A 15,800-nucleotide genomic window follows, 5' to 3' on the forward strand; every position below is an offset into this window, starting at 1 on the left:
TTACGCCTCGGGGCTGCCCTAGACGATGCTCCCCTGAACTGTTCCGACACCTCGCTCCAATACCTCTGTAGACACTGGACCACCTCCTTTCGCTTGTTGAACTCTTCCCCAGCCTGCCACAAATTTTCTATTTGTCAAAACAAAATGATGTGGTCGGCCAAGGTTTATCCGCAGGATGCTGCGTTATTGAGCTTGCAACACCGCCACACATTGGCGCGGCAGGTCCTGCATCGTCAGTTCGCGGCGCGGCTTGGGCTTGGGCGCATTCGGGTCAGGCGGCGGCGGGTTGAGGATGTTGCGCACCCAGGTTTGCGCCTCGGCACATCCATCGCCAGGGGGCGGCGCCGCCTGTGGCTGACAGCCCGATGTATTGTCCGGACAATTCAGGCGCACATGGAAATGATAGTGATGCCCGTACCACGGCCGCACCTTGCGCAGCCATGCCCGGTCGCCTTTCTCATCCTTGCACATCTGCACCTTGGCGCCGGGAAAGATGAATATCCGTGCCGTGCGCGGGTCTTGCGCGGCGGCTTTGACGATCTCGTGATGGGCGCGGGTCCAACTGCTGTTGGTATAGGCGCCATTGGACCGGCGCATCGAGATCGACGAGATGTTTTCGCGCTGCGTGCGGCTTAGGTTGAGGTTATCCGCCGGTTTGAGCCAGATATCCGCATCAAGCCCCATCTGATGGCTGCGGTGGCCCGAAAGCATCGGCCCGCCGCGCGGCTGGCTTATATCGCCGACATAAAGCCCGTTCCAGCCGGGTTGCGCGGCGGCCTTGCGTGACAGTTTCTTGATAAAGTCAATTGTTTCCGGGTGACCCCAGTTGCGGTTCCGGCTCAGGCGCATCGCCTGCCACGTCGGGCCGGTCTCCGGCAGGGTCGTCGCCCCCGCGATACAGCCCTTGGCATAACCACCAAGCGGTGCGGGCGATTGTGCCGATCCACGCCCATGCGCGCCAAAGAGCTGTTTGGCCTCTACCCCGCGCATCGACGCGGGAATGCTCTGGCTGGAAAGAGTGCCGGTTTGCGTTTTCGGCTCTGGCGCGGATTGCACGCAGCCCGCCAAAGCCATGACAAGAACGCTTAGTTTCAGATAGCCGCCCATGTTTCTCTGTCCCCTTCGGATTTGACCCAGCGTAGCAGGACTAGGCCAATCAGGAAAAGAAAAATGACCGGCGAGACCCCGATGCGCGCACTGCCGCTAAGGGTGGTGACAAGACCGATCAGGGCGGGCGCCATGAAGGCCGTGGCGCGCCCTGACAGCCCGTAAAGGCCAAAGTTCTCGGTCGGCGCCGCCGGATCGGTATGGCGCACCATCATCGAACGGCTGGCGGATTGAAGCATGCCCCCAAAGCCGCCGATCAACACGCCGCAGCAGAAGAAAATCATATCCGGAAGCTTTGATCCCTGCCCGAGCGGAATGCCAAAAATCTGGGTCCGATCCATGGCAACAATCGTCACGCACACCGCGATCAGCGCCCAGATCGCAAAGATGATCACAGGTTTGGGGCCAAAGGCCTTGTCCGCCTTGCCGCCGATCCAGCTAAACAAGGCCGCCGAAATCGCGCCGATGATGCCAAAGATGCCCACCGAGACGATCGACCAGTTCAGCACCAGAATCGCATAGGTGCCGCCAAAGCCATAGAGCCCATTGAGGGCATCGCGGTAAAACATCGACGAGCCGAGATAGGTGCTAAGACTGACGCGGTGACGCAGGCCCTTGATCGTTTTGGTTAACGCGCCAAGAGCCGCGCCCACGCCGCGCCCCTGACGCGGCGGGCCAACGTCACGCACCCACAGGAAATAGGGCACCATGAAGATCGCGAACCACAGCGCGGTGAACGGCCCGACAAACCGCGTGCCTTCGCGCATTTCGGGATCAAGGCCAAAGGCCGGGGCCAACCCGATCAGGGTCGTGCCCGAGGGTTGTTCGACAAACAGCAACAGCATGATCATCAAAGACAGAACCCCGCCAAGATAGCCAAAGGCAAACCCCGAGCCGGACAAATCGCCGACCTCTTCGGCGGTGCCGAGCGAAGGCAGCTGCGAGTTGATGAAAATAAGCGCGTATTCCGCGCCGACAAAGCCAAAGCCAAAGGCCATAAGCCCCCACCACAGGTTTGACCCATCCGGGTTGGTCCACCAAAGCGCGGTCGCACCCAGCACATACATCGCCGAAAACGCAATGATCCACGGCAACCGTTTGCCGGTGGTATCGGCAAAGGCCCCCATGATCGGCGCGCCAAGCCCGATCAGCAACCCGGTCACCGTCAGGCAATAGGACCACAAGGTTTGCGCCCGCGCATCCGCCAGACCCTCGGACAGGCCGGACGCGATGAAATGATCCGACGCGATCGAGGCAAAGAACGGCCCGAAAATGAAGGTGACCAAGAGGGTATGATACGGCTGGCTTGCCCAATCAAAGAAAAACCAGCCCCAGATCCGTTTGCGCGGTGAAATCTCTGCCATGCCTATCCTCTTGCCCTTGACAGGATATGACAGGCGACGCGGCCTGCGCGCAAGCTATTCCTGAGCGCCTGATTCCTGAGTGTCCTGCATCGGCGGCCAGGGGCGCAGGGCGTCGGCCTTGATCCAGGCGGCGACCCAATCGGGGGCCATTGGCGAGGTTTCGGGCTGCGCCATCTTCGTCATGACGTGATCGGGTGCCACGATCCCGTCGCGGCCGGTGATGGCGGCGCGATAGATGATGTGATTGGCGCAGTCGCCATCCGCCTTCCACATCGACTGTTCGATATACAAGAACCGCGCATCCCAGAACACCGCCCGCGAGCGCATTTCGATCTTCTCGAACATCCGGATACGGCGGCGATAGCGCACACTTGCCCCGGCAATCGCAAGACCCCAGCGGTTACGCCGCAGCACCTCGATCAACCCGACGCGGCCTGCCAACGGAATGCGCCCCAGATCATAAATCGTCAGGGTGCGCCCATTGTTCAATTCACGCCAAAGATCAATATCCCAGGGCATGCAGAAATGATGCGACACATGCGTGCCCGTCAAGGGCAGGCGCGGCGCGTTGCGGGTGATGAAAAGTTGCCAGAACAGGCGCAGGACGGGATACATGGGCGCTCTCTTTCGTTTGCGGCCTTGTCGGGCCTGCGGGCAAGCGCGTCAACCACAACGGCGCGTCAGTCTTGCGCTTTGGCTGCATGACGCTTAGGTGATAAGCGCTTCGTTCAAAGGACACTCTCCATGCAATCGCTTTTCCAGATCCTGATGCTTGTGCTTGATATCATCTGGTTCTTCATCATCGCCCATGTGATCATGAGCTGGCTGATCAATTTTCAGGTGCTCAACCTGCGCCAACAGTTCGTGGCCCAGGTTTGGTACGGGCTTAACCGCCTGCTTGAACCGATCTATAGCCGCGTGCGCCAGATTCTGCCGCCGATGTCGGGAATTGATCTTGCGCCTTTGGTGGTACTGGTTGCGGTCTATGCGCTTCGCATCATCCTGATCAACAACGCGGCGGCGTTCTACTGATCAAGGGTTGTCCCCCGAATCGTAGTGTGAAAAGATTCCTGTAAGAGCAGAACAACAAACCTTACAGGATATCCCATGCCCGGCGCTGCCACGCTTTTGCGCGATATTTTCGGCTATGATGCGTTCCGCCCCGGGCAGGAAGAGATCGTGAATGCCGTGGCCGCTGGCCAGAACGTTCTGGCCATCATGCCAACGGGCGGCGGTAAATCCCTGTGTTTTCAATTGCCTGCGCTGATGCGCGATGGGGTGACGGTGGTCATCTCGCCACTGATTGCCCTGATGCGCGATCAGGTGCGCGCGCTGCGCGAAGCCGGGGTCGAGGCGGGCGCGCTGACCTCTGGCAACACCGATGAAGAAACCGCCGAAGTCTGGCAGGCGCTGGATGAGGGACGGCTCAAGCTGCTTTATATCGCGCCGGAACGATTGGCCGCAGGCTCTGCCATGGGCATGTTGCGCCGTATTGGTGTGAGCCTGATCGCCGTGGACGAGGCGCATTGCGTGTCGCAATGGGGGCATGATTTCCGGCCCGATTACCTTCGTATCGGCGCCCTGCGTCAGGCGCTTGACGTGCCGATTGCCGCCTTTACCGCCACCGCCGATGCCGAGACCCGCGAAGAGATCGTGCAAAAACTGTTCGATGGCCAGCCGCCGCAGACCTTTTTGCACGGCTTTGATCGCCCCAACATCCACCTTGCCTTTGCCGCCAAGGACAACCCCCGCCGCCAGATCCTTGACTTTGCCGCGGCCCGCAAGGGCCAGTCGGGCATCGTCTATTGCGGCACCCGCGCCAAGACCGAAACGCTGGCGCGCGCGCTTGGCGAGGCGGGGCATAATGCCTGCGCCTATCACGGCGGAATGGAGGCCGGGGACCGGCGCCATGTCGAGGGGCGTTTCAACACTGAGGACGGGTTGATCGTGGTGGCCACCGTGGCCTTTGGCATGGGCGTGGACAAGCCCGATATCCGATGGGTCGCGCATGCCGACCTTCCGAAATCCATCGAGGCCTATTATCAAGAAATCGGCCGCTCGGGGCGCGATGGCGCGCCGGCCGAAACCCTCACGCTTTTTGGCCCCGATGATATCCGCCTGCGCCGCAGCCAGATTGACGAAGGCCTTGCCCCGCCTGAACGGCGGATGGCCGATCACGGGCGGCTGAACGCGCTTTTGGGGCTGGCCGAGGCGTTGGAATGTCGCCGCGCGACGCTTCTGCGGTATTTCGGCGAGACCGAGTTTACCTGTGGCAATTGTGATCTTTGCGACACGCCCGCCGACACCTTTGACGGCACCGAGGCGGTGCGCAAGGCGCTCTCGGCGATCCTGCGCACCGAAGAACGGTTCGGCGCGGGGCATCTGATTGATATCCTGATGGGCAATGCCACCGACAAGCTGCGCGCACGCGGCCATGACGCCCTGCCGACCTTTGGCGTTGGGCGCGACATCGACAAGCGCGGCTGGCAAGGCGTGTTTCGCCAGATGATGGGCCACGACCTTATTCGCCCCGATGTGGAACGCCACGGCGCGCTTTGCATGACCGAAGCGGCCCGCCCGATCCTGCGGAACGAACAAACGATCACCCTGCGGCGCGACACTCTGGTAAGTAAATCAACCCGTCCGGCGGTGCGCGCGCTTGTGTCGGACGAGGATGCGCCGCTTTTGTCGGCGCTCAAGGCGAAACGCCGCGCCCTTGCCGAGGCCGCCAAGGTGCCCGCCTATGTGGTGTTCACCGACCGCACCCTGATCGAGATGGCCGAAACCCGGCCTGCCACCCTGGATCAGATGGCGCGGATCGGTGGCGTTGGCGCGAAAAAGCTTGAACGCTACGGCGATGCCTTTCTTGCGGTGATCAATGGCGCCGCCGAGGCGATGCACCCGACGCGGCGCAAGCTGGCCGGGCGCGATTCGGGTGAGGTTTATGACCGCCTTGTTCAGGCGCAAACCGATCTTGCGCGCGGCGAAGACGGGATCGACAAGCCGCTCAGTTGCTCGACCACGCTATTGGCGCGGGTGGCAAGCACGCGCCCCGGCACCGCCCAGGAAATGGAACGCTTGCTTGGCGACAAACGCAGCGAACGTTTTGGCGCCGCCTTTCTGGACGTTCTGCGCGCCGCGCACTAGATCACTCAGAACGCTTAACAAGGGAATTTGCGCATGCTGGTTGTTGTCTCGCCCGCCAAGAAAATGGATATGGGCCCGGTGGACGGGATCACCCCCACGCGCCCGACCTTTCAGGCAGAGGCCAATGAGCTTGCCGAGGTGGCGCGCGGGCTAAGTGTGGGCGATCTGCAAAAGCTTATGAAGATCAGCGAGAATTTGGCCCGTCTTAACGCCGACCGCTTTGAAGATTTCGGTCAGATGGATGAAAAACCCGCCGCCCTGGCCTTTGCCGGGGACACCTATCAGGGGCTTGAGGCCGGATCGCTTGACGCCGATGAAATGGCATGGGCGCAGGATCACCTGCGGATTTTATCGGGCCTTTACGGGGTGTTGCGCCCGCTGGATGCGATTCAACCCTATCGACTTGAAATGGGCAGCCGCCTGAAGACCGATCACGGCAAGTCGCTTTATGACTATTGGGGGGATCGGATTTCCAAGGCGCTGAACGCACAGGCAAAGGCCATTAACAGCGATGTTCTGGTGAATTGCGCCAGTCAGGAATATTTCGGCGCGGTCGATGCGGGCGCGCTAAACCTGAGGGTGATCACGCCGGTCTTTATGGAAGAAAAGGCCGGAACGCCCAAGATTGTCAGCTTTTACGCCAAACGCGCGCGCGGCGCGATGGCCCGCTATATGATTCAGCACCGCCTTTGCGCCCCGGACGCGCTCAAGGATTTTGACAGCGGCGGATATCGCTATAACGCCGATCTGTCCAAGGGCGACACCTGGGTGTTTCTGCGCGATTACCCTGACGCCTGAAGGTCTTCATCCTCGCCCTCTGGCGCGCGCACATCGGGCGGGCAGGCGTCGATGACATGGCCGACGATCGTATCCTTGCGCAGGGGTTTGGTCATGTAGTGGTCAAGCCCGGCCGCCAGAATCCCGTTTTCATCCCCCTCCATCGCGTGGGCGGTCATCGCCACGATCGGCACATGGCCGCCGGTTGCGGCCTCGATCTGGCGGATGTGGTGGGTCGCTTCCTTGCCGTCCATACCGGGCATCGAGATGTCCATGAACACGATATCGGGCCTGAAAGATTGAAAGAACGCCAGGGCCTCATGGCCGTTCTCGGCAAACTTGAGGTCGATATCCAGATTTTTGATCATCTTGGAGAACACAAGACGGTTAGTCTTGTTGTCCTCGGCGGCCAGTACCCGCATCACACGACCGGGGGCATCGTCAATCTCTGGCGCATCGGGCAATTGCGCCTCTGGCATCTTGCCTGTCGCCAGTACGGCAAGCGCCTGAAACAGCTCGCGCCGGGGCACCGGTTTTTGCAGAACCGCCTGAAGATGCACGCGACCAGGATCTTGTTGGGCATAGCCGGTGTTGTGACTGAGCAGGACAATCGGCATGGTATGCCCCGCCTCGCGAAGGGCCTCGGCAAGCTCGATACCGTCCATTCGGGGCATGTTGTGATCGGTGATGACCAAATCAATGCCTGGGCCGATTTGCGCGAGGGCCTCGGCGCCACTTTGACAGCAGGCCGACTCGATTCCCAGAACCGCAAGTTGGCGTTCGAGGATTGAACGGGTCACCTCTTGTGGTTCGACAATTATCGCGCGATCAAGGCCCTTGGGCAGTTTCAGACACTCCTCCTGCTCTGCCTCGGCGACAGGCAGCGACACCGAAAAGCCAAAGGTCGAGCCTTTGCCATGCTCGGATTCGACCCAGATCTTGCCATCCATCATCCGGATCAGCTTTTGCGAGATGGCAAGGCCAAGCCCGGTGCCCTCGAACTTGCGGTTGCTTTCATCATCGACCTGATTGAATTCGCCAAAGATATGGTCGATTTTCTCGGCGGGAATGCCGATGCCGGTATCCTCTATCGTGATATGAATACTGGCATTTTCACCTTCGCCCGGCGGTATGCCGGTGACCCGCACCAAAACATGCCCGGCCTCGGTAAACTTGACCGCATTGCCAAGAAGGTTGGTCATGATCTGGCGGATGCGCCCCGGATCACCGACAAATCGCGTCGGCAGGAACATGTCGTAATCGACCAGAAGGTCGAGCCCCTTGTCGCGGGCATTGGCCTGAAGCAGGGTGATCAACTCGTGAATGCAACGCTCAAGGTCAAAGGGCTCTTTGTGCAGAACAAGCTTTTCCGCCTCGATCTTCGAGTAATCCAGCACGTCGTTGATGATCACCAAAAGCGCCTCGCCGGAATGTTTGATCGTGCTGGCATAAAGGCGCTGTTCGTCGGTAAGATCGGTATCGCCCAACAATTCGGCCATGCCCACGACGCCGTTCATCGGGGTGCGGATTTCATGGCTCATGTTGGCAAGGAAGGACGATTTGGCCCGATTTGCGGCCTCGGCCTTGCGGCGCGCGTCTTGCAGCTCTTTTTCATAGCGAATCGTATCGGTGATATTGAGCGCAAGGCTCACCACGTCGCCGCCATGTCCGCGCTGGTCGATAAGCTTGATATATGCGCCAGACCAGAGGCGGATCACCTCGGGTTCCGGCGAGGAGGATTGCCAGCGATCAAGCATCTTTTCACGCCATGCCACCGGGGTCATATCGCCAATATTCACGATCCCCTCTTCGGTGATGAACTGCAAGATCTCGATATAACTCACGCCCGGCTCGACCGCCTCCAGCCCTTCAAACACCGCGAGATAGGCCTGATTGGCGGCGATCATGCGGCTGTCATTGTCGAAAAAGGCAAACCCGTCCTGAATCGTTTCAATCGAATGCCACAGGCGGCGTTCGGCAATTTCAACCTTTTGATTGGCAACGTGAAGATCTGATTTGACGCGCTGATTTTCGTCACGAACCGTCTGAACTTGGGCACGGGTTTCGACAATCTCGTGGCTCAGGGCGCGCGCGTGCTTGCCCAGCTTTCGGTTGGCAGATTGCAATTCCGCCTGTTTCTGTTCCAGCAGCCGTTCGGCCGCCAATCTGGCGCGCCGTTCCTCTGCCAGCTTATTGGCAAGGCTCATGCCTGTCCTCCGCCATGCCGGGATGTACCATCGTCACCATCCGGCATCGTCGTGAAGAACTGCTTAAAGCCCTGCCAATTTCCGCAATTTAATGCGCGCGGGCCGTGCGATCAGAGGCGCTCGATTGCAATGGCGATACCCTGACCACCCCCGATGCACATGGTGATGATGGCGCGTTTGCCGCCGGTGCGCTCAAGTTCGTAGAGCGCCTTGATGACAAGGATCGCACCTGTGGCGCCAACCGGATGGCCAAGCGCGATCGCGCCGCCATTGGGGTTCACAAGCGCCGGATCAAACCCAAGCCCCTTGTTGACCGCAAGCGCCTGCGCCGCGAAGGCCTCGTTTGATTCAATCAGGTCGAAATCGCCAACGCCAAGGCCGGTTTTCTCAAGCAGCTTTTGCACCGCGGGCACCGGGCCGATGCCCATCACCTCGGGGCGCACACCGGCATGGGCATAGCCCAGAATGCGTGCGCGCGGCTTGAGGCCAGCGGCTTCGGCCGCACTGGCGCGGGCCAGGACCATAGCCGCCGCACCATCATTGATGCCGCTGGCATTACCGGCCGTCACGGTGCCGTCTTTCTGGAACACGGTGCGCAGCCCGCCAAGCGCCTCGGCGGTGGTCGCCTTGGGGTGCTCATCGGTATCAAAAGGCACCATGTCGCGCTTGACGCGCACTTCAACCGGAACGATCTGGGATTTGAAATGCCCCTCGGAAATCGCAACCCCGGCGCGGCGTTGGCTTTCAAGGGCAAAGGCATCCTGATCGGCGCGGCTGATGTCATGCTCGGCGGCGACATTCTCGGCCGTGACGCCCATATGGCCGGTGCCAAACGGACAGTTCAGAGCACCCAGCATCATATCGCGGGTCGTGACATCGCCCATCTTGGCGCCCCAGCGTTGATCAGGGACGATAAAGGGCGAGCGCGACATGTTCTCGACCCCGCCGGCAAGGGCAAAATCCGCATCGTTCAGCATCAGAGACTGCACCGCAGATACAATCGCCTGGGCGCCCGAGCCACAGAGGCGGTTGACGTTCATCGCCGGGGCGCTGTCGGGAATGCCGGCATCAATGGCGGCAACCCGGCTAACGTACATATCGCGCGGTTCGGTATTGATCACGTGACCAAAGACCACATGCCCGATCTGTCCGCCCTCGACACCCGAGCGCGCAAGCGCCTCTTTGGCGACAATCGCGCCGAGCGTTGTGGGCGGCGTGCCCGCAAGGGCGCCGCCAAATGTGCCGATTGCGGTGCGTGCGCCGTCAAGAATTACGATATCAGTCATGTCTGTCCCTCGGTTTCAAGTCGGGACAACTTTAGCGGGGAATCGGCGGAATAGGCAATGCTATCGTGTCGCCTGCTCGCATGGTGGCATTCAGCCGGTCACGACCGGCGAGGCAGACTTATCCGGCCGGAACAAGCGGGATGCGCCCGGTGTCGGACAAGAGCCAGCAGTCGCGACCCTCAAAGACAGCGGGCCAGAGACCGCGCCCGCGCCCGGCGCCGCCATCAAGGTCAATCCGGTTGCCGAAATGCTCTGGCATATCAAGGGCAGTGTGACCATGCACCACAAGCCAGGGATAGGCGCCCTCATAATCAAGAAAACCATCCCTGATCCACATAAGATCATCCGGATCCTGTTTCTCAAGCGGTACGCCGGGGCGGATGCCGGCATGGACAAACAAGAGCTCGCCAATCTGATGGGTCAGCGGCAGATTCGCCAGCCAGTCACGGTGGGCCTTGGGCACGGCGGCGCGGGCCGCGTCAAGATTGGGGGCGTCTTCGGTTGAGGTCACTCCATAAGAGGCAAGCGTTGTATCACCACCAAGGCGCGGATTCAGCCAGCTTAGATCAGCGCGCAGACGTTCGGGGTGGATGTCGCCACTATCCAGAAAATCGACAAACATCTGATCGTGATTGCCCCGCAGCACGGTCCAGTTGCGGCCCCTAGCCTGGCCTTCCATCACCCGGTCGATCACCGCGCGGCTATCGGGGCCGCGATCCACAAGATCGCCAAGAAAGACGATTTCGGCGTCGGGGCCGCCCTCGGCCTCGATCAGCGCCAGGGCGGCTTCAAGCAGGGCATCCTGCCCGTGAATGTCGGGGATGGTGTAAATCGGATGTGTCATGGGGCACAAAAGCCTTGTCTCGCTTGAAATGTCCAGCGGGTTTTGGGGGGCGCTGCCCCCATCGCCGCATGGCGGCGATCCCCCCGGAGTATTTCTGGAAAGATGAACGTCACAGAACAGAGAAACCGGCGCCGCCCCGAAAGGCGGCGCAGGTCTGGTCTTAGCTGACGTCGAAGTGCAACTGGCGTATTTGCTGGAACTTGCCGGTTGCACCCAGCGCATTGATCGCCGCCTCGGGCACGTCTGCATCCACATACAAAAGCGCGATCGCCTCGCCACCCGCATCGGCACGGCCAAGGGTAAAGTTGGCAATGTTGACGCCGTTTTCGCCCATGGTTTGGCCCAGAACGCCAATGATGCCCGGCACGTCCTCATTGGTGGTGTAGAGCATGTGACGACCGATTTCGGCGTCGATATTGATGCCCTTGATCTGAATGAAGCGTGGTTTGCCATCACTGAAGACCGTCCCACCGATCGAGCGCTCGCGCTTGTCGGTCACCACGGTCACCTTGACATAGCCCTCGAATGCGCCGGATTTATCCTGTTTGGTGGTGCTGATCTTGATGCCGCGCTCTTTGGCGACAACCGGCGCCGAGACCATGTTGACCTCGGGGTTGACCGATTTCATGATTCCGGCAACAGCGGCAGAGTTGAGCGCGCCAAGGTTCATGTCAGACACGACACCGTCATAAAGGATATTGATCGCCTTGATCGGCTCGTCGGTCATCTGGCCAATGAAATTGCCGAGATGCTCGGCCAGCTTGATCCAGGGCCCCATGACCTTGGCCTCTTCCGCGGTGACAGAGGGCATGTTGAGCGCGTTGGTCACAGCGCCGGTCAGCAGATAATCCGACATCTGCTCGGCCACTTGCAACGCCACGTTTTCCTGGGCTTCGGTGGTGGCGGCCCCAAGGTGGGGGGTACAGACAACATTGGGCAGGCCAAACAGCGGGTTCTCGGTGGCGGGCTCCTTGGCAAAGACGTCAAAGCCGGCCCCCGCGACATGGCCGGATTTCAACAGGTCGGCCAGTGCCTCTTCATCCACAAGGCCGCCACGGGCACAGTTAATGATCCGCACGCCTTTTTTGGTTTTCTCAAGGTTCTCGCGGCTCAGGATATTGCGGGTCTGATCGGTGAGCGGCACATGCAGCGTGATGAAATCGGCGCGCTTGAGCAGCTCGTCGAGATCTTCAAGTTTTTCGACACCCATCTGATTGGCCTTTTCCTGACTCAGGAAGGGATCATAGGCCACGACCTTCATCTTGAGACCTCGGGCGCGATCACAGACGATGCCGCCGATATTGCCAGCACCGATCACACCAAGGGTCTTGCCGGTCAGCTCAACCCCCATGAATTTGGATTTCTCCCATTTTCCGGCATGGGTCGAGGCGCTTGCCTCGGGGATCTGGCGGGCGACGGCGAACATCATCGCGATGGCATGTTCGGCGGTGGTGATCATGTTGCCAAACGGCGTGTTCATCACGATCACGCCCTTCTTCGACGCGGCCTCTTTGTCGATATTGTCGGTGCCGATCCCGGCGCGCGCGATCACCTTGAGGTTGGTGGCATTGGCAAGAATTTTCTCGGTGACCTTGGTGGCAGAGCGGATGGCGAGACCGTCATATTGACCGATCACCTCGGCCAGCTTGTCCTTGTCCTTGCCAAGGTCGGGCTGAAAATCGACGTCAATGCCGCGATCGCGAAAGATCTGGACGGCGGTTTCGGACAGTTTGTCGGAGACGAGTATTTTGGGAGCCATGTTCAAGCGTCCTTTGAATAAATGTGTTGGGATGCGTGGGTTTCACCCACCCTACGGGGCACGCCGCAAGGGTGGGTGAAAGCCGCGTTTATGCGTCGACGGCAAGCGCCGCGATTTCGGCCTGAAACGCCCATTCGATCCAGGGCATCAGCGCGGCAACATCGGATGTTTCCACCGTGCCGCCACACCAAATCCGAAGCCCGGCAGGCGCGTCACGATAGGCGCCGATGTCATAGGCGACATTTTCGACCTCAAGCCGTTTGGCGACCGCCTTGGCGAATGTCGCCCCGTCGGTGATGCGGGGATCATCGAAGGTCAGGCAGACAGAAGTGTTTGACAGGGTGGCCGGATCAGAGCTGAGAAAATCAACCCAGTCGTGCATTTCGACAAAATCGGCCACGGCCTTGGTATTGGCATTCGCACGGGCGATCAGGCCCTTGAGGCCCCCGACCGAGGCGGCCCAGTCAAGGGCGACGAGGTAATCCTCGACCGCCAGCATTGACGGGGTATTGATGGTTTCGCCGACGAACACGCCTTCGATCAGTTTGCCACCCTTGGTCAGGCGGAAAATCTTGGGCAGGGGCCACGCGGGGGTATAGGATTCGAGACGGTCCACCGCGCGGGGCGACAGCACGATCATGCCATGGGCGGCCTCGCCCCCCAGCACTTTCTGCCAGCTAAAGGTGGTCACATCGAGCTTGTCCCAGGGAAGGTCCTGCGCAAAGGCGGCCGAGGTGGCATCGCAGATCGTCAGGCCCTGGCGGTCGGGTTTGATCCAATCACCATTCGGCACCCGCACGCCAGAGGTGGTGCCGTTCCAGGTAAAGACGACATCATTGTCGGTATTCACGCCTGTCAGATCGACGATCTGACCATAGTCGGCGGTTTTGACCTCGGCGTCGAGCTTGAGCTGTTTCACCACATCGGTGACCCAACCGGCGCCAAAGCTTTCCCAGGCGAGCATTTCAACCGGGCGTTCGCCGAGAAGGTTCCACATCGCCATTTCAACCGCGCCGGTATCCGAGGCGGGCACAATGCCAATGCGGTACTCCTCGGGGATGCCGAGGATATCGCGCGTGCGCTCGATTGCGGCTTTCAGCTTGGCCTTGCCGACGGCGGCACGGTGGCTGCGGCCCAGAGGCGCGTCTGCCAGCTTATCAAGCGTAAATGTGGGGATTTTGGCACAGGGGCCAGAAGAGAAACGCGGATTAGCCGGCCGCGTTGCCGGGTGTTCAATAGCCATGAATGCTACCCTTTCAGATAAGCGCCCTTCGTTGGGGAAGGGTGTCCCACTTGCCGGGATACGCCAGCCCAAGAAAAACAGCAATATCTAAAGTCACTTGCCACGCCGGTTCATGCAGCATTGGGCAAATGATGCAGGAACGAACCCGTTAGAGTGGCACAAAACAGGCACAACACGATCAGTCTTTGTTCCGGGGCTGAATCAAGCAAACGAGAATATCGGAGCGTCGGCGGGCACACCCAAGACTATGTCTTTGAACACCTTTCGCCGCCAAGACCACGCTTGGTACGGCCCGCGCCAGTCTCGGCGCGGTCGCATTCAGTCACTTGCGTGAACCCCACCTGCACCGGCGAGGCTGACGCGGGTAAAGCCCGTGTTTGCAACCCGCAAGTTACGTGCCCCTTTACAAAATTGGCGTCCGCGCGGACACTCTGCGTAGACGCATAGCTGCGACGGATTACTTCCAAAGCCATTTTGACAGGAGGTTACCATGGTAGACTTCGCTGAAATGAAGAGTGTCAAACGGGATTTTGGCGATCACATTTTGCGGGCAGGACTGCTGCATGGGCCAAGCGGATTTGCCACCGCGAACACTGTCAAAGCGGCGATTGCGAACTCGGGCGCAAATGCCCATGCGGTGAGCATCGGGTACAAGATCGTTGACGGCAAAGAGACCGACACTCTGGCGATACGCATTCACGTGACCCAGAAACTTGCGGCGTCGATAAGTCCAAAACAAAACCTGTTCCCAAAAGACATCAACGGCCATCCCACGGATATCATCGCCCCGTTCGACAATTTTGCCATCAGCGGCGACAGTGGATCTCTGGTTGTCGGCAAGGACACGGCGCACGCGGTTGGCCTTTATTTTGCAGGACCGCAAAGCGGCGTTTACGGTGTTGCCAATGACATCGGATCGGTGCTGAGCGAATTGGAAATCGCGCTGGTTTTGGGGAGTGCATAGGGGATGGGTAGCGACACAATCCTTGATGCAAAGCAACGGGTCAGTCGGCGGTTTCTGGGGCAGGCCGGCATTCACGGTATCGGGCTTCACCCCGATGCCAGTGACACAATCTCAGCGTATCGCAGCCCCCGCCCCGGGCAACGCACTTCTGAGGCAGACCAGATGGATGGCCCCGAGGCCGCTTTTGACGACGACCCGCTGGTTGAAGAACTTCGGCGCGAAGCGCATCCCATCAAGATAGAAGTACACGACGACGATGCACCGGAAATCTAGCGCAAAGGGCCCCAATCGGGGGACGAGAGATAATCCGCGCCGTGATGTCGCTATGGGTGGTGCTATATTCCGGTTGTGGCCCCTGAATGGATGATACTGAGAATATGACGGAAGACCCGGCAGAAGAAGAATTGCATCCGGTGATCGAGGAGCCGCCGCGCAACAATCTTGATTACTATCAGATCAAGGTTCTGGGGCAGGCCAATGGCACAATCAGGGTTGATCTCAGGGGGATATTTGGTGCGAATCCACAGGTTCAAAATCATAGCGTCGCCCTTTGGCCCAATTCATCGCCGATTCCGGGCACCGAACCGGCGCAGACCTATCCGATCAAAAGCCAGAGCCTGCCGTTCACGACGATACTTGAATACGACCACCTGAGTTTCTTCGATTATGGGTTAACCTATCAGGTGAATGATTCAACAACGACGATCTGCGCGCTTACTGTTGTCTACAACTCGATAGAAGCGTCATCCGTGCTGCCGGTTAAAGTGCGCCTGAGGCTTGAAAAAACCACGCGCACTTCGGTTGAAGTCGATTTTTCGCTGTTGTCGGGCTATAATCCCAAGACCTACGGCAATTGGGTCGGCATCTGGCGGGATCTGGCAAATGTTTCGATTCTACCCCCGGCCTTGGGGTTTGCAGAAGTCACCACCGAGCAATCTGCCGGGACGGTCACGATAGAGGGTCTGGATCTGCGGGACGGCGACGTTTACTCGATTCTGTACTTTATGAACCCAAAAGATGCCACGGCCCCCGCCGCCGGGGGTGCATTGTATTTTTCCCTTCCTGAGGCGAGTTGATCGGCGCGCAGGCGCCCCGCAAAACG

Annotated in this window: 14 protein-coding genes; 6 read left to right on the forward strand and 8 right to left on the reverse strand. The window is 59.7% G+C overall.

Annotated features, from left to right (window positions below):
• Positions 1-183 precede the first annotated feature (183 nt).
• Genes mepA through BMZ91_RS04885 form a run of 3 tightly spaced genes read right to left on the reverse strand, consistent with a single transcriptional unit; the run spans position 184 to position 3,086 of the window.
• Positions 184-1,107, reverse strand: a complete 924-nt coding sequence (mepA, locus tag BMZ91_RS04875) for a penicillin-insensitive murein endopeptidase (protein WP_092835337.1) — start codon at positions 1,105-1,107, stop codon at positions 184-186.
• The gene (locus tag BMZ91_RS04880; RefSeq protein WP_092835339.1) at positions 1,092-2,471 is read right to left on the reverse strand and encodes an MFS transporter; all 1,380 of its coding nucleotides are present in this window, start codon (positions 2,469-2,471) and stop codon (positions 1,092-1,094) included. Before BMZ91_RS04880 ends, mepA begins: the two co-directional genes overlap by 16 nt.
• Before the next feature lie 54 nt (positions 2,472-2,525).
• Positions 2,526-3,086 carry an acyl-CoA thioesterase gene (locus BMZ91_RS04885; RefSeq protein ID WP_092835341.1) on the reverse strand — a complete coding sequence of 187 codons (561 nt, stop codon included), beginning with the start codon at positions 3,084-3,086 and terminating at the stop codon, positions 2,526-2,528.
• Between the two features lie 129 nt (positions 3,087-3,215).
• Between BMZ91_RS04885 and BMZ91_RS04890 the strand changes: the two genes are divergently transcribed.
• From BMZ91_RS04890 to yaaA, 3 genes are all read left to right on the forward strand, one after another.
• On the forward strand, positions 3,216-3,503 hold the full coding sequence (locus BMZ91_RS04890) for a YggT family protein (RefSeq protein WP_092835343.1): 288 nt from the start codon (positions 3,216-3,218) through the stop codon (positions 3,501-3,503).
• A 75-nt stretch (positions 3,504-3,578) separates the two neighbouring features.
• Positions 3,579-5,618 carry a DNA helicase RecQ gene (gene recQ / locus BMZ91_RS04895; RefSeq protein ID WP_092835345.1) on the forward strand — a complete coding sequence of 680 codons (2,040 nt, stop codon included), beginning with the start codon at positions 3,579-3,581 and terminating at the stop codon, positions 5,616-5,618.
• Between the two features lie 33 nt (positions 5,619-5,651).
• On the forward strand, positions 5,652-6,416 hold the full coding sequence (gene yaaA, locus BMZ91_RS04900; protein WP_092835347.1) for a peroxide stress protein YaaA: 765 nt from the start codon (positions 5,652-5,654) through the stop codon (positions 6,414-6,416).
• On the opposite strand, the gene BMZ91_RS04905 is transcribed toward yaaA, so the two are convergent.
• The 5 genes from BMZ91_RS04905 to BMZ91_RS04925 all read right to left on the reverse strand — a co-directional run bounded on the left by BMZ91_RS04905 (position 6,401) and on the right by BMZ91_RS04925 (position 13,734).
• On the reverse strand, positions 6,401-8,602 hold the full coding sequence (locus BMZ91_RS04905; RefSeq protein WP_092835349.1) for a response regulator: 2,202 nt from the start codon (positions 8,600-8,602) through the stop codon (positions 6,401-6,403). The genes yaaA and BMZ91_RS04905 overlap by 16 nt on opposite strands.
• A gap of 110 nt (positions 8,603-8,712) precedes the next feature.
• Positions 8,713-9,888, reverse strand: coding sequence for an acetyl-CoA C-acyltransferase family protein (locus tag BMZ91_RS04910; protein ID WP_092835351.1), 1,176 nt, complete (start codon positions 9,886-9,888; stop codon positions 8,713-8,715).
• Positions 9,889-10,006: 118 nt separating this feature from the next.
• Positions 10,007-10,732 carry a metallophosphoesterase family protein gene (locus BMZ91_RS04915; RefSeq protein ID WP_092835353.1) on the reverse strand — a complete coding sequence of 242 codons (726 nt, stop codon included), beginning with the start codon at positions 10,730-10,732 and terminating at the stop codon, positions 10,007-10,009.
• A gap of 160 nt (positions 10,733-10,892) precedes the next feature.
• On the reverse strand, positions 10,893-12,491 hold the full coding sequence (gene serA / locus BMZ91_RS04920; RefSeq protein WP_092835355.1) for a phosphoglycerate dehydrogenase: 1,599 nt from the start codon (positions 12,489-12,491) through the stop codon (positions 10,893-10,895).
• 88 nt (positions 12,492-12,579) lie between these two features.
• A complete protein-coding gene (locus BMZ91_RS04925; RefSeq protein ID WP_092835357.1) occupies positions 12,580-13,734 on the reverse strand; it encodes a phosphoserine transaminase in 1,155 nt (384 codons plus the stop codon).
• 490 nt (positions 13,735-14,224) lie between these two features.
• On the opposite strand from BMZ91_RS04925, the gene BMZ91_RS04930 reads away from it, so the two are divergent.
• From BMZ91_RS04930 to BMZ91_RS04940, 3 genes are all read left to right on the forward strand, one after another.
• Entirely contained in the window at positions 14,225-14,698 is a 474-nt protein-coding gene (locus BMZ91_RS04930; RefSeq protein ID WP_143076301.1) for a hypothetical protein, read from the forward strand.
• 3 nt (positions 14,699-14,701) lie between these two features.
• The gene (locus BMZ91_RS04935) at positions 14,702-14,971 is read left to right on the forward strand and encodes a hypothetical protein (protein ID WP_092835361.1); all 270 of its coding nucleotides are present in this window, start codon (positions 14,702-14,704) and stop codon (positions 14,969-14,971) included.
• An 86-nt stretch (positions 14,972-15,057) separates the two neighbouring features.
• On the forward strand, positions 15,058-15,774 hold the full coding sequence (locus tag BMZ91_RS04940; RefSeq protein ID WP_092835363.1) for a hypothetical protein: 717 nt from the start codon (positions 15,058-15,060) through the stop codon (positions 15,772-15,774).
• The last annotated feature ends 26 nt before the right edge of the window (positions 15,775-15,800 follow it).

Source organism: Roseovarius lutimaris (assembly GCF_900115165.1).
In the GTDB taxonomy this organism is placed as follows: Bacteria; Pseudomonadota; Alphaproteobacteria; order Rhodobacterales; family Rhodobacteraceae; genus Roseovarius; species Roseovarius lutimaris.